Genomic DNA, 20,623 nt, shown 5'->3' on the forward strand with positions numbered 1-20,623 from the left:
AAAAGAGATCCGAAGATCTCGTGACTTACAGATAAGCTAAAACCGCTCATTCTTTAAAACCTGTTTGACAGGTCGCTCATTGTTCAGTTTTCAAAGAACAAATGCTTCTTCAGTTAGGCACTATGTAACTTGGCGCCCTCTCTTAGTAAGCTTATGTCGGCTGCCTCAGCGGCGACTTTTATAAGATACCATAGGCACTATCCACAATGCAAGCATTTTTTTTGAAATATTATGCACATGTGGATAATGGCCCGTTTTTAGCGGTATGTTCGCATATTTAGAGCGTAACGGGACAGTTCTTTTGAAGAGGCAATACGGGCATACATGCGGAAAATAACTTTGTACCGCTTGGCAATCGCTGCCTTAATATCGCCATCCAGCCGGGAATCGTTCAAATCGAGCAGCATTTCATCAAGTTCTTTGCGCAGGACATAGTCATATTCTTTGCATTCTTTGTCGTTGAACAATATTCCGAGCATAACCGTTAAGCAGCCCCCTTATATCGGTGTTACTTAAAACGGCGCCTTACGCATGTCGCGAAAGACGCCGCTTTATTGTTATGCTCAGATTTTGGGAATTTTATTACTTTCCGAGCAGCCAAAGTGTAAAGGTGCTCTCGATAATCGCCGCAATAAGCAGCAGACCTACAATGAAAACCATGGCAGGCAGCGTCCGCATGACAAACTGCTCCAAATCTTTGCCCCAGCCAGGGCGTTTGATGGCCAATGATCCTATCCCCTTGAACATCATTGCACCAAATCGGAAGCCATAAGCGCAAGCGATAATGATGGCGGGAATTTCTATAATCCCATGTGGGAGAAGGCCTTTCATTAACGTGAGCATGGCATCTCCACCCTGAGAAGCCGTAATGCTTGCAATATATCCAATCATCATGCCGTTGATGGCCAAGAATATAAAAGGAACGATACCCAGAATCGCTCCCAGATACATCACGATAATGGACTTGATGGCATTATTGAAGAAAATAAACACCATAAACCATAGAGTGGGGTTGCTGCTGTTATCAATGGTATCCGCCATCTGCTGGAGACCCGCCATTTGTCCCTGGATGAAGGAATCAAAACCGGGATTGGTAGCTCCTACGACAATACCGGCCAACATAATGACACAGCTGAAAATCAAATAATGGCGCATCGTACCCAAATGACGAAAAATTTCGCGCAAGCCAAACATAGTGCCAACTCCTTTTTTACATCTATTTTCGCATCTGTGACGAATAAGTTGGTGGTACGAGCATAGATTGTACTAGAACAAGCCTCAATCCAGAAAGGAGCGCCCAATCCAATGAACATGTTTTATGTAATAAACGGCCAAAGGTTGAAACGTTATTTTTTCATCGCGATCGGCATCATATTTGCAGTCGGCGTCATTTATGCGGAAAAGGACAATATCACGGTATTTTCTCCACAGCAGCCAGCCGCTATCTACAGCGTACCAACAGATAAGAAAGTAATTGCACTTACTTTTGACATCAGTTGGGGGGAGAAGCGGACCGAGCCTATTCTCGAAATATTGAAACAGAAAAATGTAACGGATGCTACATTTTTCCTGTCTGCTCCCTGGAGTCAATCACATCCGGAGATCGTGAAGAAAATCGTTGACGCCGGATACGAAATTGGCAGTCATGGAAACAAGCATGAGAACTACAGTACACTTAATGATGATGAAATCCGCAAGCAAATCGAAACCGCTCATTCGGTTCTCACACAAGTAACCGGCAAAACACCAACCTTGATTCGTTTACCTAACGGAGATTTTGATAAAAGGGTGCTGTCCATTGCCGAACAAATGAATTATAAAGTCATTCAATGGGACACCGATTCACTGGATTGGATGAACATCGGTACAGACAAAATTGTAAACCGCGTCGTCAGCAAAGCTCATCCGGGAGATATCGTTCTGATGCATGCCAGCGATTCGGTCAAACAAACCCATGAAGCGCTCCCTGCAATTATTGATCAGCTTCGTGAGAAGGGGTATGAATTCGTAACTGTCTCCGAACTGATCGCTCAAACCGAAGTGCAGGGCAAGACGGTACAGGATAAACCGACCATGCTGCAGCAAATGGCTGCTTCTACCGGTTTTTAAAGAACAAATTTAAAAGAATTATACAGCCGATTTCGCATTTATTGCGGGGTCGGCTGTTCGTTTGCCCACAAGTCGGTGAAGCCACATAATTTGGTATGCATTGCAAACAAACATCGGAATCACCATAAAGACGATAGCGCTCGGATTGCTTTCGTCTCCTGTCAGGGCCGGCCAGGATTCCAATATGGTTACCACGACCAATAAAAAAACAGTTGGAATAAATGCATGATTATTGGTTTGTTTCACTTTAAAATAGGCCACAAGCCACGCAGCCAAACCAAGAGCTACCGGCAGCGACCAGAATATCCAATTATTCAAAAGCTCGCGATTGCCATACAAAATGTATCCAAGTCCGCCCAGCGCAAACAATGTTGTGTAGGCCTGCAGTGCATTCCATAAGTAACTTTTGCGAAGAACGCTTAGTGCGATGTAATTAAGCGTCAAATAAGCAAAAAAGCCCATTTGACTAAATGCGCCAAATAATAATCCTACCAAAAGCATCATAAGCGCATTAAATCCTGCTGCCTGAAGTCCCAAAAAACCAAAGGATTGGTCGGTCCATTGCATAATACTTCCAACTATCATGGTCACGACACCGCCAACCGCCATCGTGCTCCAGAACAGGAAAAACCATTTGCGTAAATTCACTCTTTCGTTCACTCCTCGGAAGGTTCATGCAAAACCATGTCAACCTTTATTTTACCACGTTCACAACAAAAAGCTATGTCGTGTCCATGATAATACCTTGAACATTGTCGCATACTATTGATGAACTACCACATGACAATTCAGCAATGAAGCCTTCAGAAGCCAATGAATTCTTAGTCAGAAAGGAGATGGGGTTAGCATGCTCAAACGCTTCGCGTTGATTGGTTACATGATTGCATTGACACTCATCATAACGAGCTGCGGATCCGAGCCTTCAGGTGGCGGATCAAGCGAGGCGGTCAGTTATAAAGATATGAAATCAATGGTTATTGACATACTGAAGACCGAAGATGCCCAAAAAGCACTTCAGGAATCCGCAATCGCCACAGGATCCGGAAGCTCGGGCTTTACGTCAAAACTGTTGTCTGTCCAGGATCAGGAACAGGTCAGATTGGCTGTCAAGGAAACATTAGTCTCTCCCGATTATAATAAAGTCATTGAGCGGTTGATGCTTGATACCCGGTTTGCTGGCGAATTTGCCAATGCTGTAAACAAGCAAAACAAACAAATCCACAAGGATCTGCTGAAGGATCCATCCTATCAGAAGGATCTCATTCAAGTTTTAAAAAATCCGGAAATGGATAAAATGATTCTCGAAGTACTGCAGAGCACTCAATATCGTTCTCAGGTGATGACGATTATGCAGGAATCGATGTCCAGTCCAATTTTCCGCTTGGAGATTCTGGATCTGCTGAAGAAGGCGGTCAAGGAAGAACTTAAACCTAAACCGGATGAGAAGGTGCAGAAACCTTCCGAGAAGGAAGGCCAAAGCGAAGAGGACTCTGGCGGCGGCGATATGTCCGATCAAGGCGGGGGCTAACTTTTAGTGAAAAATAAAAACCCGCTTGTACGGGATCCGGTTCTTCCACCGGTTTCCATATAAGCGGGTTTTATATTTAAAATCCAGGTATGGCTTGGCTTCTGTTTCTTTATGCTTCACATTTGGCAATAACTTTCTGGGCTATCTCCGAATATAAACGGCCAATCTCCGTATCCGCTTTATAGACAGACGGAGAGAAGTCTTTCTCGGAAGGATGATTATCTGGTGCACCCAACGGGATTTGAGCCATTAACTCCGCATTCAGCGATTCCGCCAAACGTGCTCCTCCGCCGCGCCCGAACACGTACTCCTTCTCACCGCTTTTACTTTCAAAATAAGACATGTTCTCCACAATGCCAAGAATTTCATGCTCTGTTTTAATCGCCATGGCACCAGCCCGTGCAGCTACAAAGGCGGCTGTTGCATGAGGGGTAGTAACAATGATTTCTTTGCTTTGCGGAATCATTTGATGAACATCAAGCGCGACATCTCCGGTGCCCGGGGGCAGATCAAGCAGCAGATAGTCCAACTCGCCCCACTCGATCTCTGCAAAGAAATTGCGCAGCATTTTGCCGAGCATGGGCCCGCGCCAGACGATCGGTGCATTGTCCTCAACAAAAAATCCCATCGACATGACACGAACACCGAATTTTTCAATTGGAATGACCCTTTCGTTTATCACTTCAGGTCTCTCCTCAATTCCCATCATATCCGGAACGCTAAACCCGTAAATATCGGCATCGACGATTCCGACTCTCTTCCCTTGGCGAGCAAGCGCAACGGCTAAATTAACGGTGACCGTAGACTTGCCTACACCGCCCTTGCCGCTGGCAACTGCGATAAATTGCACTCCGCTTCCCGCATGCAGCAGTGGGTGGGCTTCAAGACCAGCCGAATGGCCGCGTAAGGGTGCACGGTTCCCTTCCGAGCCGGCTGATGTACTCTTCGATCCGTCCGCGCCTGCAGCGCCCGCCTCCGATGCTGCAGCCGCGCGGAAGCGGCTGTGTACCGTTTCTACTCCCAAACGTGCCATAGCCTCGCGCAGAGCCGCCTCAAACGCCGGCTGAGCCTCAGACTCGACGCCTTGAACGGTCAAAGAAACCTGACCCTCCTTCACCATTACATCACGGATGTTCACTTTGCCATCCTTGCTATATCGCACCGCTACAGCTTCAGCAGCTGAAATGGCTTCCTCACGAGTCAACATAAGTTCATCGTCACCTCATATTCAAATATATACGCAATACCGATCATAACGATATGTACATTATTGATTATATCACAAGAAGAACCAGCTATCGCCAGAGGAGATGCCCTGTGCTGTTTTTTGCGGTGAAATATTATAAGCCAAGTACGGTGGACGCATATAACTTGTATTTAAAAAACCAACTCCTCCTTGCGGAGAAGCTGGCCATCTCGTTACGATCCATTAGGAGTTCCTTTCCCCCATTTTTCTCCTGAGGAATAGCGAAGTATACCTTGATACACGGAGGCCGCAACCATCTTTTGATAATTGGAATCCGCAAGACGACTTGCTTCGCCCGGATTTGAAAGAAATCCAACTTCGACCAGAGCACTGGGAATCTCTTCGGTAGCCTTCAACAGGTAAACCGTATTGACCTTGGCGGCCACCCGTTGGGTATTGTCCAGATTGCGTTTAATCTCCTCCTGGATGAAAGAAGCCAAAACCGCATTATCAGGATGATTGGGATAAAAGAAGGTTTGAGCTCCCGACCATTTTGGTGAAGGTATGCTGTTCATATGGATGCTGATAAGCATTGAGGCGTTCTGGTCCTTCACGAATTGAGCGCGCCTCAGGAGATCCTCTGTTTTTCTTTTGCTGATTTTCTGGGTTCCTTCATTAGCCAGATCATAATCACCTTCACGCGTCATGACGACAACCGCGCCGGATTGCTGCAAGTAGTCGCGAAGCTGCAGTGCTATCGCCAGATTAAGATCCTTTTCAACCGCTCCCTGTTTACTGACCGCTCCGCCGTCTACACCGCCGTGCCCTGCATCAATGGCAATAATTTTCCCGGAAAGCGGCATGGTCCAGTACGTCCAAGTACGGGTCGCAGGCACTTCCTGTGTCAGCAAAATAACCGTCAACAATACAACCGCCATGCCAGCCACGATGCGTAAGGCTCCACGGTATGTAATCCAGACAACGAATCGGTTACGAAAACCGCGCATACAAAAAACCACCCCAATCCCCAACAATGATAACGCAAGAGGCATGTCTTGCCTGCTCTCTTATCATCTTATGGGACGAGGTGGTCGGTTATGCGAATATCAGTTGTCCGATACAAATTGTTACTAACTAGTTCACAGGCTGTTCTGACATGCCTTCGATCAGAATTTGAGCCACTTCCGGACGAGAGAACTCTGGAGGCGGACATATTCCGTCACGAAGCAAAGCGCGAACCTTGGTGCCTGACAGCGTTAGGTGATGCTCTTTATCATGCGGACATGTTTTGCTGGATGCCATGTTGCCGCATTTCTTACAGAAGAAGCTGTGCTCAAAAAATAGCGGCGTTATGCCAAGCTCCTCCGCAGAAAATGTGCGAAGCAACTCCTGCGCCTCGTAAGTCCCGTAGTAATCACCAACACCCGCATGATCACGGCCTACAATGAAATGCGTGCAGCCGTAGTTTTTACGAACCATTGCATGAAAGATAGCTTCCCTTGGTCCCGCATAACGCATCGCCGCTGGAAAAACACCAAGAAAAACACGATCCTTCGGATAATAATTCTCAAGCAAGGCAACGTAGCTCTTCATCCGCACATTAGCCGGCACGTCATCCGATTTGGTTTCTCCTACCAGCGGATTCAGAAAAAGTGCATCGACAATTTCCATTGCACATTTTTGGATATATTCATGAGCCCGGTGGACGGGATTTCGAGTCTGGAATCCCACGATGGTTTTCCAGCCGTTATCTGCAAAGATCTTACGGGTCTCGGCAGGATCGAAATAAAACTCATTAAACTTTTCCGGCTGAGGCCGGTTGATTACGGTTATGGGTCCACCAACATAAGTGGAAGGACGACCAAACAATTTGGCTACTCCGGGATGTTCTTGATCATCGGTTTTGAAAACATTAATGGCCTCAAGGTTCTGATCCACTTTGTAGATGCTCTCGATATCGATAACACCGTAAAGCACGCCATCTTCACCTGTCAGTGCCGCACGACTCCCTACAGAGAGCTCTGCCGCCTTCTCATCCTCAACGGATAAAGTGATCGGAATACTCCACACAATGCCGTTAGCAAGACGCATTTTCTCTACAACAGATTGATAATCGGCTTCGTTCAGGAAACCCGTGAGCGGTGAAAAAGCTCCAACACCTATTAAATCAAGATCAGATACAGCCCAGGTATTAATAACAATGGATGACAAGGTTGCCGCTTCCGCAACTAACGCATCACGCTGTGCTCCAGTGGCGATTCGATTGATGAGTTCGCCGCCATGCGGCTTTATGCTGCTCATTTATGCAAGTGCCTCCCTTATTTATGCAATCCGCATTCTGTTTTTTCTTGTCCCGCCCAACGACCGGCACGCGGGTCCTCACCCGGCATGACCTGACGCGTGCAATGCTCGCAGCCAATGCTTGGATAATTATTATCATGCAGCGGGTTGTAATAAACATTATTCGTGCGGATATACTCCCAAACGTCCTCGGAAGTCCAGCTTGCGATTGGGTTGAACTTCACCAGACCAAACTTGGTGTCATATTCCACTTTTTTTGAATTGGCACGCGTCGGCGCCTGATCGCGGCGAATACCGGTAATCCAAGCTTCGTATTTGGACAAAATTTTGGTCAGAGGCTGAACTTTGCGAATATTGCAGCATTGATTGGCATCACTTTTCCAAAGCTCATCCCCGAATTGTTCGGCCTGCTGCTCTGGTGTAATCTCAGGCTTAACTTCAACAAAGTTCATGCCGTAAATTTCTTTCATCTTATCTCTTGTTTCATAAGTTTCTTTGAAGTGAAAATCTGTATCCAAGTAAAATACGTCTGTACTTGGACTGATTTTTTGCAGCATATCGACGATAACTACATCCTCCGCACCAAAACTGCAGGCAAACGTAATGTTCGGAAAGGTTTCGATGGCAAATTTAATAATTTCCTGCGGCGATGCGTTTTCCAATTCCACTGCTTTTTGCGTTATAAGTGCTTCTTTCTCAAAAAGGTTCATATCTAATGCCTCCATTAACGAATTCCTAGTAAAGTGATCTACTTTAAATTATACGTCTAATGATGGTATTGTTCAATGACTTAAATGAGCCAATATGAAGAAAAATACCCCCTCTGGCCAGCAGAAGGGGCATTTTTCGTTGATTCGTTTAACGTTTCGAGAACTGAGGCGCGCGACGAGCCGCTTTAAGTCCATATTTCTTACGTTCTTTCATACGTGGGTCACGTGTCAGGAAGCCTGCACGCTTCAGAGCTGGACGGAATTCAGGGTCTGCTTTGAGCAGAGCGCGTGAAATACCATGACGGATGGCTCCCGCTTGACCGGAAATACCGCCGCCATGAGCAAGTACCAATACATCGTACTTGTCCGTTGTATCTGTAAGATTAAGCGGTTGTTTCACGATCAGTTTAAGTGTTTCGAGACCAAAATACTCATTGAGGTCACGTTTATTGATAATGATTCGTCCTTCACCCGGCACAAGGCGTACACGTGCAACAGAGTGTTTGCGACGACCGGTTCCATAGTATTGTACTTGAGCCATGAAACTGTCCTCCCTCTAATTATCCGCGAAGTTCATAGACTTCCGGGTTTTGTGCTTGATGTGGGTGTTCCGATCCGGCATAAACTTTAAGTTTAAGCTTCATTTTGTCACCCAGACGGTTCTTAGGAAGCATGCCGTGAATGGCAAATTCCAGTACACGTTCTGGAGTTTTGTTGATCATATCCTGAGCATTAGTTATTCTCAATCCGCCCGGATACATGGAGTGACGGTAGTACAGCTTGTTTTGAAGCTTTTTACCTGTCAGATGAATTTTCTCAGCGTTGATTACTACAACGAAGTCGCCTGTGTCAACGTGCGGTGTGAATTCTGGTTTGTGCTTGCCGCGGATTAATGCAGCAGCTTCGCTTGCAAGACGACCCAGTGTTTTACCTTCCGCATCAATGACGTACCATTTGCGTTCAACTTCATTTGGCTTAGCCATATAGGTGGTGCGCATGGATGATCCTCCTTCTTCATTAAAACAACCGTTCTCATGTATGAAGAAACGATGTCGTTTCATCGATTCATTAACTTGTTTGATATACAATTTGGATGGCCAACTTAGTCGGGGCTGTGGGAGAGCCACTAAGAAAGCACAAGTTATATTTTACTATATACAGAACATAAGCGCAAGCATAATGTTTGGGCTATTTTTCGGTATGATTGCAGCTATTCCAAGTACTCCACTTCCCACAAATTCAGACCATGTGCCATGGCGGTCGGTCCGGCAGCAGAACGGTCCCGGGCTTCAAGAATGGTTGAGACATCATCCGCTGTGAGTTTGCCTTCTCCTACAAGCAGCAGCGTCCCTGTAATGACCCGTACCATGTTGTATAAGAACCCGCCGCCTGAGATAAAAAGATCCAGCTTGCCGTCTTCCTCGTCAATACGCGCTTCATATACGGTACGTATATGCGTTGTCTTGGTTGAACGTCTGGATGTAAAGGAACTGAAGTCATGTGTGCCTACAAGGGCAGCCAAGCCTTTTCGCATCTCGTCAACACGTAGAGGTGTAGGATGATGAAACCGGTAACGCCGTTCGAACACGTCCGGGAACTTATTCATATCTATTGAATAACGATACGTCTTGCGCTTGGCGGAATAGCTGGAATGAAACTCCGGCTCCACTTCATCCACGCTGCGGATAACGATGTCTTTCGGCAGTCTCGTATTAAGAGCGATCGCCCACCGCTCAACCGGTATTGCCACTGCTGTGTGAAAATTAAATACTTGCCCACGCGCGTGAACGCCAGCATCCGTTCTTCCTGAACCGATGATCTGAACCTCTTCGCCGCTTAGCTTCTTGATGGTATCCTGAATCACATCCTGGATCGTATTTCCGCCAGGCTGCGTTTGAAAGCCATAATAGCGGGTTCCGTCATAGCTGACGACCACCCTCAGATTCCGCATCCCACACCTCCTCTCCGACAAATTGCTCAGTTGATATTGCGCGTATGGCGATTGTTCAGTGCTCTGTTTGTTACTAAATCTGTTCTTGCTCCAGCTTGAACTGCTGGCAGGTCAGTCGTTGTTACTAGATGTGTTGTCTTTTGTTGATCAGCTGTTGCTTATGTTTGTCTTGTTACTCTATTGCTTGTCTGCTCTATTGCTTGTCGGTCTGCAACAAACAAACTGCTCTGTATCTTTGCCATAAAGGCTGCAAGCCTTTAAAGACACGGCAGCGAGTTCAACAGCTATAAAGAGACTTCTCCAACCATACCACCGATAGTCAGTATAATTTCCAGACATACTGGTGCAGCGAGAAGAGCCGTAGGGTAGAGCCCAGAAGGGCCGAAGAGCTTACTTCCTGCCTTTGTCCACATGTGATTACCTTATCAATTCAATATCATACGTGGACAACAGCATCCGCCGCCCCTTCTTTAGCTCGTACCGAAGGTTCGTCCGAGCCGAGCCGCATTTAATGGCACAAAAAAAAGGTGGCCGCAAGGTCCACCCTTTCGTTTGTTTACGCGCGGTCCACGAGTTCCAAATAAACCATTGGTGCCGCGTCTCCGCGACGAGGTCCCAATTTCAAAATACGTGTGTATCCGCCCGGACGTTCCGAGTAACGGGTAGCCAGCTCGGAAAACAGTTTTTGTATTGCATCTTGTTCGCCATCGATTGATTCGCGACGTACAAAAGCAGCCACTTGACGACGAGCGTGAAGATCACCGCGTTTAGCAAGCGTGATCAGCTTTTCTGCGATCGGGCGAAGCTCTTTCGCTTTCGCTTCAGTCGTTTGAATCCGCTCATACAGGAACAAGTCAGTGCAAAGATCGCGGAATAATGCTTTACGCGAACTAGCGTCACGGCTCAATTTTGAATATGCCATCGATTTTCCCTCCTTTATTCTTCCATACGGAGGCCAAGACCGAGTTCTTCGAGCTTCTCTTGAACTTCCTCTAAAGACTTGCGTCCAAGGTTGCGGACTTTCATCATGTCTTCTTCGGTTTTCGTTATCAGCTCTTGAACGGTGTTGATGCCTGCACGCTTGAGACAATTGTAAGAACGTACGGAGAGATCGAGTTCTTCAATCGTCATCTCTAGTACTTTTTCTTTTTTGTCTTCTTCTTTTTCCACCATGATTTCGGCATCCTTGGCTTCATCCGTAAGTCCCACGAACAAATCAAGATGCTCGGTCAAAATTTTGGCGCCGAGGCTAACTGCCTCTTCCGGCCTGATGCTGCCATCGGTCCAAACTTCCAATGTCAGCTTATCATAGTTCGTTACTTGGCCAACGCGGGTGTTCTCAACTGTATAGTTGACGCGCGTAATTGGCGTATAGATCGAATCGACCGGGATTACACCAATCGGCTGATCTTCCCGTTTGTTACGATCCGCTTGAACGTAACCGCGTCCGCGATTGGCGAATACACGCATATGAAGCCGTGCACCGGAAGCCAGAGTAGCGACATGAAGATCAGGGTTTAAAATTTCGACATCGCTATCAGCGCGAATATCGCCCGCCGTAACGTTGCCATCGCCTTCAGCGTCAATTTCCAATACCTTCTCTTCGTCGGAATGGATTTTGAGTGAAAGCCCTTTGAGGTTCAGAATGATCTCGGTTACGTCCTCCATCACACCTGGAACCGTCGAGAATTCATGAAGCACGCCGTCGATCTGAACTGATGTTACAGCAGCACCCGGCAATGACGACAACAGGATTCTGCGTAGCGAGTTCCCGAGCGTCGTCCCGTATCCGCGTTCCAACGGTTCAACTACGAAACGTCCGTAAGTGCCTTCCTCGTTCAGCTCTACGGTTTCGATTTTCGGCTTTTCGATCTCAATCACTAATAGTCCCCTCCTTCAAAACGTCGCTCCGTTACCATGATCGCAATTGAAGTCTAATCATGTAGTATGCCAAACCTTCACAACCATTATTCACAAGTTGTCGATATTTGATACCACACCCGACTAGACTATACGCGACGACGTTTCGGCGGACGGCATCCGTTATGCGGAACAGGCGTTACGTCCTTAATGAGGTTAACTTCAAGACCAGCTGCCTGCAGGGAGCGGATTGCCGCTTCACGACCTGCACCTGGACCCTTAACCATGACTTCAACAGCTTTCATACCATGCTCCATTGCAGCTTTGGCAGCGGATTCGGCAGCCATTTGAGCTGCGAAAGGCGTGCTTTTACGGGAACCTTTGAAACCAAGGTTGCCTGAGCTTGCCCAGGAGATCGCGTTGCCGTGCGGATCAGTGATAGTAACAATCGTGTTATTGAACGTTGAACGGATGTGTGCCACGCCCGATTCAATATTTTTACGGTCACGACGTTTTGTACGAACCGCTTTTTTCGGTTTTGCCATTTGAGTTATCCCCCCTTGTTATTTCTTCTTGTTCGCTACAGTCCGACGAGGACCTTTACGCGTACGAGCATTGGTTTTCGTCCGTTGACCACGAACCGGAAGACCACGACGGTGACGAACACCGCGGTAGCAGCCAATTTCGATCAGACGTTTGATGTTAAGAGAAATTTCACGACGAAGGTCGCCTTCCACCTTAACGGATTTATCAATCGTTTCGCGGAGTTTGCTGACTTCATCTTCAGTCAGGTCGCGAACGCGTGTCTGTTCACTGATCCCAGTAGTACTCAGAATCTTGTGGGCAGTTGTTGTGCCGATACCAAAAATGTAGGTCAGAGCAATGACGACGCGTTTATCACGCGGTAAGTCTACACCAGCAATACGTGCCATGTACCGTTATCCCTCCTTTATCCTTGTTTTTGTTTGTGTTTCGGATTTTCACAAATCACCATTACATTGCCTTTGCGGCGAATGACTTTGCATTTTTCGCAGATCGGCTTGACCGAAGGTCTAACCTTCATTGTGATTACCTCCCGAATTCTTTCGTTAGCAAAACCGTATACCGGCTTACTTCCGATAGGTAATGCGTCCTCTAGATAGATCATAAGGCGACAACTGGATGACCACTTTATCTCCTGTCAGGATACGGATAAAATGCATTCTGAGTTTACCCGATACATGAGCCAGAATTTGGTGTCCATTCTCCAGTTCAACCTTGAACATGGCGTTAGGCAGCGGTTCAATTACCGTACCTTCAACTTCAATGACATCTTCTTTAGCCACAGTCAATCTCCTTTCCCTTGCGCTGCTTTCTGAATCGCAAAACGCAGCTTGGCATTCGTAACACGGCCGGTTTCCCGCATGCTGTCCGTCACTTCATGACTGACGACCGGCTGCATCCTAAGATGCAGTACGTTCTTCTTCTTCGGTTGATCGAAGCGCCGCTTGTCACCGTCTGCGATAAGGACGAATTTCTCATCGACGATGCCGATAATAACAGCATAGCCGCCTTCTTCCTTACCACGCAGTATCTGGACTATGCGGCCGATTTCCGGCATATGTTCCAATGCGTTCAACCTGCCTGCTCCCTTGGTAGGGTTAATATTTCACAGCCATCTGCCGTCACGGCCACAGTATGCTCAAAATGAGCGCACCATGAACCGTCTTCGGTAACGACCGTCCAATTATCCTCCAGCGTACGTACGTAACGCTCCCCGATGTTGACCATCGGTTCAATCGCGAGCACCATGCCCGGTTTGAGCCTAGGCCCATGATTGGGCATGCCGTAATTCGGAATCTGTGGCTCTTCATGGAGGCTGGCTCCAATGCCGTGACCAACATATTCACGAACAACGGAGAAGCCAGCAGCTTCGATCACTTGTTGAATCGCATGCGAGATCGTAAACAACCGAACATCCGGTTTAACGAGCGCCAGACCAGCATAAAGTGACTCTTCCGTCACTTCCAACAGCCTGTTCGTCTGCTCACTGATACTGCCTACGCCGTAGGTCCAGGCGGAATCACCATGGTATCCTTTGTACTGCGCACCAATATCGATGCTGATAATGTCGCCATCATTCAGCTTGCGTGAGCCCGGAATTCCATGTACCAGCTCTTCATTGACAGAAGCGCAAATGCTGGCAGGAAATTGATTGTATCCTTTAAAAGATGGAATGGCATTTTGACTGCGGATGTAAGTTTCCGCGATCCCGTCCAATTCCTTGGTCGTAATACCAGGACGAATGGATTGTTTCAACAACCGGTGCGTTTCGGCAACGATTCGGCCAGCTTCTCTCATATATTGCAATTCCGACTCGGATTTGCATATAATCATTCGGCTGTTCCCCGTAGAGCAGAAACAATCTCCGTCGTTACTTCATCAATCTCTCTCTCTCCGTCCACCTCGCGCAGGATCCCTTTGCCCGAGTAATAATCCAGAAGAGGAGCTGTTTTTGAAATGTACTCGTCAAGACGAGTACCGACTTTCGCTTCCGTATCGTCTGACCTCTGATACAGCTCGCCGCCGCATTTATCGCAAATGCCTTCTTGCTTTGGCGGATTGAACATAATGTGGTAGGTCGCACCACAAGATTTACAAATGCGGCGACCGGTCAGACGCGCAAGCAGCAGACCGCGGTCAACTTTTAAGTTAACAACATGGTCAATGCTTCGACCCATTTCAGCAAGCATACCATCCAAAGCCTCGGCTTGCTGTAGTGTCCGTGGAAAGCCGTCTAGCAGGAATCCTTTTTGGCAATCTTCAAGCTGCAGACGTTCACGAACGATTCCGTTCGTAATTTCGTCCGGTACGAGAAGACCTTGATCGACGTATTCTTTAGCCTTCTGTCCCAGAGGCGTGCCTTGTTTCATGGCCAGTCGGAACGCGTCACCCGTAGAGATATGGGGAATTCCGAAGGTATCCACTATTCTCTCGGCCTGCGTACCTTTACCGGCGCCTGGAGGGCCCATGAATAAAATGTTCATTAGCGTGTTCCTCGCTTTAAGCACAATAGGCTCTAAGCGGGTTCCGTTACGCTATAACTTGAACGGAAGCCCGATTTTGAACCTATCGTTATTTATTGATAAACCCTTTATAGTGGCGCTTGATCAATTGGGTCTCGATTTGTTTCATCGTATCAAGCGCAACGCCGATAACGATAAGCAGCGAGGTTCCGCCGAGTCTGACATCTGCCGGCAAGCCAGCCATTTTACCGAATATAACCGGCAAAATTGAGATGAGTGCCAAGAATATCGCACCACTCAGTGTGATTCTGGACATGACTCGTGTGATATAAGAAGAGGTTGGCTTACCAGGGCGTATGCCTGGAATGTAGCCTCCATTTTTCTTCATCTGGTCAGCCATTTGTACCGGATTAATTTGTACAAAGGTATAGAAGAACGTGAATGCCAGAATCAATATTACATACAGTACCATACCCAGAGGCGCGTCATATGTCAAATTATCCTTTACCCATACCGCCCAGCCATGTGTTGACCAAAACTGTGAGATGGTAACGGGAAATAACAAAAGCGATGACGCGAAGATGACCGGAATAACGCCTGCCCCGTTCACTTTCAGCGGAATGTGTGTAGATTGACCACCGTACATTTTACGTCCAACTACGCGTTTAGCATACTGAACCGGTATTTTTCTAATTCCCTGTTGGACAAAGATAACCCCAACCACGATCGCGACTATAACGATGAGAAGAACAACCACTTTTATGATGTTAAGAAAAAGGGTGTCTCCAGCATCTACAAACTCTTGTGTATAGATAGATCGAATGTGCCGCGGAATGGAAGCAACGATACCGGCAAAGATCAGGACCGAGATCCCGTTGCCGATACCTTTCTCCGTTATCTGCTCACCGAGCCACATAAGGAAGGCTGTACCTGCTGTCAGGACGATGGCTATCATCAGATAGTCACCAAACGCTGCACCTGGAATCATTTCGTACTGGTATTGACGGTTAAATCCAATCGCCGTACCGAAACCTTGAATTAACCCTAGTACGATCGTACCATAACGTGTAATTTGTGCAAGCTTGCGTTTTCCATTTTCTCCTTCTTTTGCCCACTCGGCAAATTTAGGAATGACATCCATCGACAATAATTGCACGATGATGGAAGCCGTAATGTAAGGCATAATTCCAATCGCGAAAATCGAGAACTGGAACAATGCTCCACCTGAGAATGTATTCAGCAAACCAAACAAATCAGCTCCGGACTGGTCAACACTCTTAAATACATCTTTATTGACGCCTGGCACCGGAATAAAGGAACCAATCCGGTAAACGAGCAAGATGAACAATGTGAACAAAATCCGCTTGCGAAGGTCTTCCACTTTCCAAATGTTGGACACGGTCTTGAACAATTAGATCACCTCGGTTTTACCGCCGGCAGCCTGGATTTTCTCTACCGCAGATTGAGAGAATTTGTTTGCTTTTACCGTAAGTTGAACAGTGATATCGCCATTGCCGAGAACTTTAATACCACTCTGCGGGTTTTTGACAATTCCTTGCTCGATAAGCAACTCTGGCGTGATTTCAGTGCCGGCTGCAAAATTGTTCAACTCATCGATGTTCACAATCGCATACTCTTTACGGAATGGGTTGTTAAAGCCGCGTTTAGGAACACGACGATACAACGGGTTTTGTCCGCCTTCGAAACCTGGACGAACACCACCGCCGGAACGGGCGTTCTGACCTTTATGACCACGACCAGCTGTTTTGCCGTTACCGCTGCCGATACCCCGCCCTTTGCGGAAAGCTTCTTTGCGGGATCCTGGTGCTGGTGTGAGCTCATGCAATTTCATCGTAGGTTGCACCTCCTTATAATTTCTTGTGCCGCAAGCGGCACTTTATCTTATACTTCTTCAACTTTGACCATATGGCTGACAGTGTTCACCATACCACGGACTGCCGGGTTATCATTATGGACAACCGATTGACGAATTTTACGCAGTCCCAGCGATTGAATCGTTGCACGTTGCTTCTCGTTACGACCAATCAGGCTGCGAACGAGGGTGATCTGCAATTTTGCCATCGTGTTCCCCTCCTTAACCTAAAAGCTCTTGTACGGTTTTTCCACGCAGTTTGGCAACATCTTCAGCGCGTTTCAGGCGGGAAAGCCCTTCAAGCGTTGCGTTAACCATATTCATGGAGTTCGAAGAACCCAGTGATTTTGTAAGAATGTCGCCTACTCCTGCAAGCTCAAGAACGGCACGAACAGGACCGCCTGCAATCACTCCGGTACCTTCCGATGCCGGTTTGAGCAATACGCGTCCTGCGCCAAAATGTCCAAGAACCAGATGCGGGATCGTTGTCTTAACAAGTGGTACATGGATCAGGTTTTTCTTGGCATCGTCGATGCCTTTGCGGATGGCATCCGGAACTTCGCCCGCTTTGCCGATTCCTGCGCCCACATATCCTTTGCCGTCTCCGACAACTACAAGCGCGCTAAAGCTGAAACGGCGTCCGCCTTTTACAACTTTGGATACGCGGTTGATTTGAACTACTTTCTCAGTCAGTTCTAAAGTATTCGGATCTATACGCAAGTCGTTTTACCTCCTTATTAAGGTTTCTCAATTAGAATTGAAGTCCAGCTTCGCGAGCCGCATCAGCCAGAGCCTGTATTCTACCATGGTACAAGTATCCACCGCGATCGAAAACGACTTTCTCAACGCCTTTCGCTTTCGCGCGTTCAGCGATGAGCTCACCGATTTTTCGAGCCGATTCAACGTTGCCGCCGTTGCCTACGTCAGTAACTTCTTTATCCAGCGTAGAAGCCGATGCAATCGTTACCCCTTGAACATCATCAATCAGTTGTGCATAGATGTGTTTGGAGGAACGGAATACAGCAAGACGCGGACGCTGCACGGTTCCATTGATTTTCTTGCGAACACGCAGGTGACGTTTTAAACGCGCTTTGTTTTTATCGCCTTTTGTAATCATTCGTTGTACACTCCTTTCTTACTGTCCTTTATGATGCTATCCGAATAAACAGCTGCAAAAGCTGTTTATTTTTTCTTACCGGCTTTACCTTCTTTACGAATAATGCGCTCACCTTCGTACTTGATCCCTTTGCCTTTATACGGCTCTGGTTCACGTACAGAACGGATTTTTGCAGCAGTTGCGCCAACGAGTTCTTTGTCGATACCACGAACGATGATCTTGGTGTTCGAAGGAACGTCAAACTCGATGCCGCCCTCAGGCGTGATTTCAACCGGATGGGAGTATCCAACGTTAAGGACAACTTTGTCACCGGCCTTGCTTGCACGGTAACCAACGCCCACGAGCTCCAGTGATTTCGTGAAACCTTCAGTTACGCCACTCACCATATTAGCGATAACGCTGCGCGTTGTGCCATGCAGGGAGCGGTGCAATTTATTGTCTGTCGGACGTTCGATTGTGATTACGCTGTCCTCCACAACCACTTTCATGTCCTTGTGAATCGTGCGGCTCAGCGAACCTTTCGGTCCTTTAATTGTAATAAAGCTGTTGTCCAAGTCGATGTTTACGCCACCTGGTACTTGGATCGGTTTACGGCCAATACGAGACATTGTTACACCTCCAATCGTTGTGACAGTTTCTTACCAAACGTAGCAGACGACTTCGCCGCCCGATTTCACTTGGCGTGCTTCTTTATCGGTCATAACCCCTTTAGACGTTGAAATGATTGCCATTCCAAGGCCGCCTAGAACACGAGGGACTTCAGTGCTTTTCGTGTATACGCGCAGTCCCGGTTTGCTGATACGTTTCAGCCCGGTAATGACACGTTCTTGATTGGGACCGTATTTCAAAAAGATACGGATAATCCCTTGTTTGCTATCTTCGATATACTCAGCGTCGCGGATAAAGCCCTCGCGTTTCAAAATTTCTGCGATTTGCTTCTTCACCTTCGAAGCAGGCATTTCAACCGTCTCATGACGCACAACGTTTGCGTTTCGGATACGCGTGAGCATATCTGCAATCGGATCAGACATAACCATTGTGAGAACCTCCTTCCCGATACTTAAGCTGATTACCAGCTTGCTTTTTTAACGCCAGGAATCTGGCCTTTGTATGCTAATTCACGGAAACAAATCCGGCAAATTTTAAACTTTTGCAAAACGGAATGCGGACGGCCGCAACGCTCACAGCGTGTATAAGCTTGCACTTTGAATTTCGGTGTGCGCTGTTGCTTGATCTTCATCGAAGTTTTTGCCACTTGGTAGTACCTCCTGTGGATTACTTCGCAAACGGCATGCCCATTTGGGTCAGCAGTTCACGAGCCTCTTCGTCCGTTTTTGCCGTCGTGACGATGACGACGTCCATACCACGCACTTTATCAACTTTATCATACTCGATCTCCGGGAAGATAAGTTGTTCTTTCAAGCCGAGTGTATAGTTACCACGACCATCAAACGCTTTGTTCGATACGCCGCGGAAGTCGCGAACGCGTGGGAGCGTTACGTTAAACAGTTTATCAAGGAAATAGTACATGCGCTCGCCGCGCAATGTAACTTTAACCCCGATTGGCATATTTTCGCGAAGTTTGAAACCAGCGATGGATTTCTTCGCGCGTGTGACTACCGGCTTCTGTCCGGAAATCAAGCGAAGGTCTTCAACAGCAGTGTCAAGCACTTTGGAGTTGGAAACAGCTTCACCAACACCCATGTTGATAACAATTTTCTCGATTTTCGGCACTTGCATGACGGTGGTGTAATCAAATTTCTGCATCAGAGCAGGCGTAATGTCATTCAGGAAACGATCTTTCAATCTTGTTGTAGCCATGTAACGTGGACCTCCTTTCCGCTATCGGTCAATTAATCGATTACCTCACCGGATTTTTTAGCGACCCGGACTTTTTTACCATTGTTGAGCGTTTTGTATCCGATACGGGTTACTTTACCGCTCTTTGGATCAATGTGCATAACATTTGAAACGTGAATTGGCGCTTCCTGCTCGATAATTCCACCCTGCGGGTTAAGCTGGGAAGGACGAGTATGCTTCTTCACCATGTTGACGCCTTCGATGAGAACACGATTTTCTCGTGGATACGCAGCAATGACGCGGCCTTTCTTGCCTTTGTCTTTACCGGTAATGACCATGATCGTGTCATCTTTTTTGACGTGCAATTTATTGTTATGGGACTCTAACACTTTTTTCAAGCGTGGCATGAGTTACACCTCCTGCATTCTTGCGTATGGTTCGCAAGATGATTTCTTAGATAACTTCCGGTGCAAGCGATACGATTTTCATAAAGTCACGATCGCGAAGTTCACGAGCAACTGGTCCAAAAATACGTGTACCGCGCGGGCTTTTGTCTTCCTTTACGATAACCGCTGCATTCTCATCAAATGAGATATATGAACCGTCTTTACGGCGAACCGCACGCTTCGTACGTACGATAACCGCTTTAACAACATCACCTTTTTTGACAACGCCACCTGGTGTTGCTTGTTTAACGGAACAAACGATCAAATCGCCGATATGGCCTACACGACGTCCAGTACCGCCCAGTACACGAATACACATCAATTCTTTCGCGCCAGAGTTGTCAGCAACGGCCAAACGCGTAAATGGTTGAATCATTTCAACGTCCTCCTTCCGTCCAAATGCTTAAAAACAAGCATTTTTACAAAATAATAGCTGCTTCAACGATTTCGACAAGGCGGAACCGTTTGTCTTTTGAAAGCGGACGAGTCTCCATAACCTTGACAGTATCGCCAATCTTAGCTTGGTTGTTCTCATCATGTGCTTTGAATTTCTTCGTGTATTTGATGCGTTTATGGTAAAGATCATGCTTTTTGTAGGTTTCTACAGCAATCACGATGGTTTTATCCATTTTGTCGCTCACGACTTTTCCGATTTGAACTTTGCGCGCATTACGTTCGCTCATTGTTCATCCTCCTTTCTTACGATAGAACCTGCATATCGTTCCCGGGATAGGAGC

General features: G+C 47.1%; 33 protein-coding genes. 2 read left to right on the forward strand and 31 right to left on the reverse strand.

Translation table 11 applies throughout. The annotated features are described in order from the left end of the window. Positions 1-257: 257 nt before the first annotated feature. On the reverse strand, positions 258-479 hold the full coding sequence (locus tag AC0YOB_RS36765; RefSeq protein ID WP_210046642.1) for a hypothetical protein: 222 nt from the start codon (positions 477-479) through the stop codon (positions 258-260). Between the two features lie 103 nt (positions 480-582). Beyond that, positions 583-1,194 carry a stage II sporulation protein M gene (locus AC0YOB_RS36770; protein WP_475797009.1) on the reverse strand — a complete coding sequence of 204 codons (612 nt, stop codon included), beginning with the start codon at positions 1,192-1,194 and terminating at the stop codon, positions 583-585. A gap of 111 nt (positions 1,195-1,305) precedes the next feature. On the opposite strand from AC0YOB_RS36770, the gene pdaB reads away from it, so the two are divergent. Further along, on the forward strand, positions 1,306-2,109 hold the full coding sequence (pdaB, locus tag AC0YOB_RS36775; RefSeq protein ID WP_210046644.1) for a polysaccharide deacetylase family sporulation protein PdaB: 804 nt from the start codon (positions 1,306-1,308) through the stop codon (positions 2,107-2,109). Between the two features lie 18 nt (positions 2,110-2,127). Here pdaB and AC0YOB_RS36780 read toward each other — a convergent pair whose 3' ends face one another. Next, positions 2,128-2,757, reverse strand: a complete 630-nt coding sequence (locus AC0YOB_RS36780) for a KinB-signaling pathway activation protein (protein ID WP_475797010.1) — start codon at positions 2,755-2,757, stop codon at positions 2,128-2,130. 199 nt (positions 2,758-2,956) lie between these two features. Here AC0YOB_RS36780 and gerD point away from each other — a divergent pair, with 199 nt between their 5' ends. After that, positions 2,957-3,637 (forward strand): spore germination lipoprotein GerD, encoded by a 681-nt coding sequence (gerD, locus tag AC0YOB_RS36785; RefSeq protein ID WP_475790658.1) that lies wholly within the window; start codon positions 2,957-2,959, stop codon positions 3,635-3,637. A 109-nt stretch (positions 3,638-3,746) separates the two neighbouring features. Here the strand turns inward: gerD and AC0YOB_RS36790 are convergent, their stop codons facing one another. The 28 genes from AC0YOB_RS36790 to rpsQ form a co-directional block, all read right to left on the reverse strand. Beyond that, positions 3,747-4,844, reverse strand: a complete 1,098-nt coding sequence (locus AC0YOB_RS36790; protein ID WP_475797011.1) for an Mrp/NBP35 family ATP-binding protein — start codon at positions 4,842-4,844, stop codon at positions 3,747-3,749. Positions 4,845-5,056: 212 nt separating this feature from the next. Beyond that, positions 5,057-5,830 (reverse strand): N-acetylmuramoyl-L-alanine amidase CwlD, encoded by a 774-nt coding sequence (gene cwlD / locus AC0YOB_RS36795; RefSeq protein ID WP_475797012.1) that lies wholly within the window; start codon positions 5,828-5,830, stop codon positions 5,057-5,059. A 127-nt stretch (positions 5,831-5,957) separates the two neighbouring features. Beyond that, on the reverse strand, positions 5,958-7,124 hold the full coding sequence (gene sat, locus AC0YOB_RS36800) for a sulfate adenylyltransferase (protein WP_475797013.1): 1,167 nt from the start codon (positions 7,122-7,124) through the stop codon (positions 5,958-5,960). Between the two features lie 17 nt (positions 7,125-7,141). Further along, on the reverse strand, positions 7,142-7,834 hold the full coding sequence (locus tag AC0YOB_RS36805; protein WP_475797014.1) for a phosphoadenylyl-sulfate reductase: 693 nt from the start codon (positions 7,832-7,834) through the stop codon (positions 7,142-7,144). Between the two features lie 148 nt (positions 7,835-7,982). Further along, positions 7,983-8,375, reverse strand: coding sequence for a 30S ribosomal protein S9 (gene rpsI / locus AC0YOB_RS36810; RefSeq protein WP_210046651.1), 393 nt, complete (start codon positions 8,373-8,375; stop codon positions 7,983-7,985). 19 nt (positions 8,376-8,394) lie between these two features. Then, positions 8,395-8,832: a 50S ribosomal protein L13 gene (gene rplM / locus AC0YOB_RS36815; RefSeq protein WP_210046652.1), complete on the reverse strand. Its 438-nt coding sequence runs from the start codon at positions 8,830-8,832 to the stop codon at positions 8,395-8,397. Positions 8,833-9,044: 212 nt separating this feature from the next. Continuing rightward, positions 9,045-9,785 (reverse strand): tRNA pseudouridine(38-40) synthase TruA, encoded by a 741-nt coding sequence (gene truA, locus AC0YOB_RS36820; RefSeq protein ID WP_475797015.1) that lies wholly within the window; start codon positions 9,783-9,785, stop codon positions 9,045-9,047. A gap of 556 nt (positions 9,786-10,341) precedes the next feature. Beyond that, positions 10,342-10,707: a 50S ribosomal protein L17 gene (gene rplQ, locus AC0YOB_RS36825; RefSeq protein ID WP_189000425.1), complete on the reverse strand. Its 366-nt coding sequence runs from the start codon at positions 10,705-10,707 to the stop codon at positions 10,342-10,344. 14 nt (positions 10,708-10,721) lie between these two features. Next, the gene (locus tag AC0YOB_RS36830; protein WP_210046654.1) at positions 10,722-11,666 is read right to left on the reverse strand and encodes a DNA-directed RNA polymerase subunit alpha; all 945 of its coding nucleotides are present in this window, start codon (positions 11,664-11,666) and stop codon (positions 10,722-10,724) included. A gap of 128 nt (positions 11,667-11,794) precedes the next feature. Beyond that, the gene (gene rpsK, locus AC0YOB_RS36835; protein WP_125663943.1) at positions 11,795-12,190 is read right to left on the reverse strand and encodes a 30S ribosomal protein S11; all 396 of its coding nucleotides are present in this window, start codon (positions 12,188-12,190) and stop codon (positions 11,795-11,797) included. An 18-nt stretch (positions 12,191-12,208) separates the two neighbouring features. After that, positions 12,209-12,577: a 30S ribosomal protein S13 gene (rpsM, locus tag AC0YOB_RS36840; protein ID WP_210046655.1), complete on the reverse strand. Its 369-nt coding sequence runs from the start codon at positions 12,575-12,577 to the stop codon at positions 12,209-12,211. A 17-nt stretch (positions 12,578-12,594) separates the two neighbouring features. Then, complete coding sequence (gene rpmJ, locus AC0YOB_RS36845) at positions 12,595-12,708, reverse strand: 50S ribosomal protein L36 (RefSeq protein ID WP_003333770.1); 114 nt, start codon at positions 12,706-12,708, stop codon at positions 12,595-12,597. Positions 12,709-12,754: 46 nt separating this feature from the next. Then, positions 12,755-12,970 carry a translation initiation factor IF-1 gene (infA, locus tag AC0YOB_RS36850; RefSeq protein WP_015847200.1) on the reverse strand — a complete coding sequence of 72 codons (216 nt, stop codon included), beginning with the start codon at positions 12,968-12,970 and terminating at the stop codon, positions 12,755-12,757. Between the two features lie 2 nt (positions 12,971-12,972). Beyond that, a complete protein-coding gene (locus tag AC0YOB_RS36855; protein ID WP_210046703.1) occupies positions 12,973-13,245 on the reverse strand; it encodes a KOW domain-containing RNA-binding protein in 273 nt (90 codons plus the stop codon). 14 nt (positions 13,246-13,259) lie between these two features. Next, positions 13,260-14,021 (reverse strand): type I methionyl aminopeptidase, encoded by a 762-nt coding sequence (map, locus tag AC0YOB_RS36860; RefSeq protein WP_210046656.1) that lies wholly within the window; start codon positions 14,019-14,021, stop codon positions 13,260-13,262. Next, positions 14,018-14,671, reverse strand: coding sequence for an adenylate kinase (locus AC0YOB_RS36865; RefSeq protein WP_210046657.1), 654 nt, complete (start codon positions 14,669-14,671; stop codon positions 14,018-14,020). The genes map and AC0YOB_RS36865 overlap by 4 nt, the downstream gene beginning before the upstream one ends. A gap of 88 nt (positions 14,672-14,759) precedes the next feature. Beyond that, positions 14,760-16,061, reverse strand: coding sequence for a preprotein translocase subunit SecY (gene secY, locus AC0YOB_RS36870; protein WP_210046658.1), 1,302 nt, complete (start codon positions 16,059-16,061; stop codon positions 14,760-14,762). Continuing rightward, entirely contained in the window at positions 16,062-16,502 is a 441-nt protein-coding gene (rplO, locus tag AC0YOB_RS36875; RefSeq protein WP_210046659.1) for a 50S ribosomal protein L15, read from the reverse strand. Positions 16,503-16,552: 50 nt separating this feature from the next. Beyond that, positions 16,553-16,732 (reverse strand): 50S ribosomal protein L30, encoded by a 180-nt coding sequence (rpmD, locus tag AC0YOB_RS36880; protein ID WP_189000446.1) that lies wholly within the window; start codon positions 16,730-16,732, stop codon positions 16,553-16,555. 13 nt (positions 16,733-16,745) lie between these two features. Beyond that, positions 16,746-17,243 carry a 30S ribosomal protein S5 gene (rpsE, locus tag AC0YOB_RS36885; RefSeq protein ID WP_210046660.1) on the reverse strand — a complete coding sequence of 166 codons (498 nt, stop codon included), beginning with the start codon at positions 17,241-17,243 and terminating at the stop codon, positions 16,746-16,748. 31 nt (positions 17,244-17,274) lie between these two features. Next, positions 17,275-17,640 (reverse strand): 50S ribosomal protein L18, encoded by a 366-nt coding sequence (rplR, locus tag AC0YOB_RS36890; RefSeq protein ID WP_210046661.1) that lies wholly within the window; start codon positions 17,638-17,640, stop codon positions 17,275-17,277. A gap of 65 nt (positions 17,641-17,705) precedes the next feature. Continuing rightward, positions 17,706-18,248, reverse strand: coding sequence for a 50S ribosomal protein L6 (rplF, locus tag AC0YOB_RS36895; RefSeq protein WP_210046662.1), 543 nt, complete (start codon positions 18,246-18,248; stop codon positions 17,706-17,708). Positions 18,249-18,278: 30 nt separating this feature from the next. After that, positions 18,279-18,677: a 30S ribosomal protein S8 gene (gene rpsH, locus AC0YOB_RS36900; RefSeq protein ID WP_189000457.1), complete on the reverse strand. Its 399-nt coding sequence runs from the start codon at positions 18,675-18,677 to the stop codon at positions 18,279-18,281. Between the two features lie 32 nt (positions 18,678-18,709). Continuing rightward, on the reverse strand, positions 18,710-18,895 hold the full coding sequence (locus AC0YOB_RS36905; RefSeq protein ID WP_169281342.1) for a type Z 30S ribosomal protein S14: 186 nt from the start codon (positions 18,893-18,895) through the stop codon (positions 18,710-18,712). Positions 18,896-18,915: 20 nt separating this feature from the next. Next, positions 18,916-19,461, reverse strand: a complete 546-nt coding sequence (gene rplE, locus AC0YOB_RS36910) for a 50S ribosomal protein L5 (RefSeq protein WP_210046663.1) — start codon at positions 19,459-19,461, stop codon at positions 18,916-18,918. A gap of 32 nt (positions 19,462-19,493) precedes the next feature. Continuing rightward, entirely contained in the window at positions 19,494-19,847 is a 354-nt protein-coding gene (gene rplX / locus AC0YOB_RS36915; RefSeq protein ID WP_210046664.1) for a 50S ribosomal protein L24, read from the reverse strand. A gap of 46 nt (positions 19,848-19,893) precedes the next feature. After that, complete coding sequence (rplN, locus tag AC0YOB_RS36920; RefSeq protein WP_210046665.1) at positions 19,894-20,262, reverse strand: 50S ribosomal protein L14; 369 nt, start codon at positions 20,260-20,262, stop codon at positions 19,894-19,896. 43 nt (positions 20,263-20,305) lie between these two features. Next, positions 20,306-20,569, reverse strand: a complete 264-nt coding sequence (rpsQ, locus tag AC0YOB_RS36925) for a 30S ribosomal protein S17 (protein ID WP_189000461.1) — start codon at positions 20,567-20,569, stop codon at positions 20,306-20,308. Positions 20,570-20,623: the final 54 nt, after the last annotated feature.

This window comes from Paenibacillus sp. JT31N17, assembly GCF_056269255.1.

Coding starts and splice junctions, on each gene's coding strand:
- AC0YOB_RS36765 (WP_210046642.1), bottom strand. CDS start 479: ATGCTCGGAATATTGTTCAACGACAAAGAATGCAAAGAATATGACTAT.
- AC0YOB_RS36770 (WP_475797009.1), bottom strand. CDS start 1,194: ATGTTTGGCTTGCGCGAAATTTTTCGTCATTTGGGTACGATGCGCCAT.
- pdaB (WP_210046644.1), top strand. CDS start 1,306: ATGAACATGTTTTATGTAATAAACGGCCAAAGGTTGAAACGTTATTTT.
- gerD (WP_475790658.1), top strand. CDS start 2,957: ATGCTCAAACGCTTCGCGTTGATTGGTTACATGATTGCATTGACACTC.
- AC0YOB_RS36790 (WP_475797011.1), bottom strand. CDS start 4,844: ATGTTGACTCGTGAGGAAGCCATTTCAGCTGCTGAAGCTGTAGCGGTG.
- cwlD (WP_475797012.1), bottom strand. CDS start 5,830: ATGCGCGGTTTTCGTAACCGATTCGTTGTCTGGATTACATACCGTGGA.
- sat (WP_475797013.1), bottom strand. CDS start 7,124: ATGAGCAGCATAAAGCCGCATGGCGGCGAACTCATCAATCGAATCGCC.
- AC0YOB_RS36805 (WP_475797014.1), bottom strand. CDS start 7,834: ATGAACCTTTTTGAGAAAGAAGCACTTATAACGCAAAAAGCAGTGGAA.
- rpsI (WP_210046651.1), bottom strand. CDS start 8,375: ATGGCTCAAGTACAATACTATGGAACCGGTCGTCGCAAACACTCTGTT.
- rplM (WP_210046652.1), bottom strand. CDS start 8,832: ATGCGCACCACCTATATGGCTAAGCCAAATGAAGTTGAACGCAAATGG.
- truA (WP_475797015.1), bottom strand. CDS start 9,785: ATGCGGAATCTGAGGGTGGTCGTCAGCTATGACGGAACCCGCTATTAT.
- rplQ (WP_189000425.1), bottom strand. CDS start 10,707: ATGGCATATTCAAAATTGAGCCGTGACGCTAGTTCGCGTAAAGCATTA.
- rpsK (WP_125663943.1), bottom strand. CDS start 12,190: ATGGCAAAACCGAAAAAAGCGGTTCGTACAAAACGTCGTGACCGTAAA.
- rpsM (WP_210046655.1), bottom strand. CDS start 12,577: ATGGCACGTATTGCTGGTGTAGACTTACCGCGTGATAAACGCGTCGTC.
- rpmJ (WP_003333770.1), bottom strand. CDS start 12,708: ATGAAGGTTAGACCTTCGGTCAAGCCGATCTGCGAAAAATGCAAAGTC.
- AC0YOB_RS36855 (WP_210046703.1), bottom strand. CDS start 13,245: ATGCCGGAAATCGGCCGCATAGTCCAGATACTGCGTGGTAAGGAAGAA.
- map (WP_210046656.1), bottom strand. CDS start 14,021: ATGATTATATGCAAATCCGAGTCGGAATTGCAATATATGAGAGAAGCT.
- AC0YOB_RS36865 (WP_210046657.1), bottom strand. CDS start 14,671: ATGAACATTTTATTCATGGGCCCTCCAGGCGCCGGTAAAGGTACGCAG.
- rplO (WP_210046659.1), bottom strand. CDS start 16,502: ATGAAATTGCATGAGCTCACACCAGCACCAGGATCCCGCAAAGAAGCT.
- rpmD (WP_189000446.1), bottom strand. CDS start 16,732: ATGGCAAAATTGCAGATCACCCTCGTTCGCAGCCTGATTGGTCGTAAC.
- rplR (WP_210046661.1), bottom strand. CDS start 17,640: ATGATTACAAAAGGCGATAAAAACAAAGCGCGTTTAAAACGTCACCTG.
- rplF (WP_210046662.1), bottom strand. CDS start 18,248: ATGTCTCGTATTGGCCGTAAACCGATCCAAGTACCAGGTGGCGTAAAC.
- rpsH (WP_189000457.1), bottom strand. CDS start 18,677: ATGGTTATGTCTGATCCGATTGCAGATATGCTCACGCGTATCCGAAAC.
- rplE (WP_210046663.1), bottom strand. CDS start 19,461: ATGGCTACAACAAGATTGAAAGATCGTTTCCTGAATGACATTACGCCT.
- rplX (WP_210046664.1), bottom strand. CDS start 19,847: ATGCCACGCTTGAAAAAAGTGTTAGAGTCCCATAACAATAAATTGCAC.
- rplN (WP_210046665.1), bottom strand. CDS start 20,262: ATGATTCAACCATTTACGCGTTTGGCCGTTGCTGACAACTCTGGCGCG.
- rpsQ (WP_189000461.1), bottom strand. CDS start 20,569: ATGAGCGAACGTAATGCGCGCAAAGTTCAAATCGGAAAAGTCGTGAGC.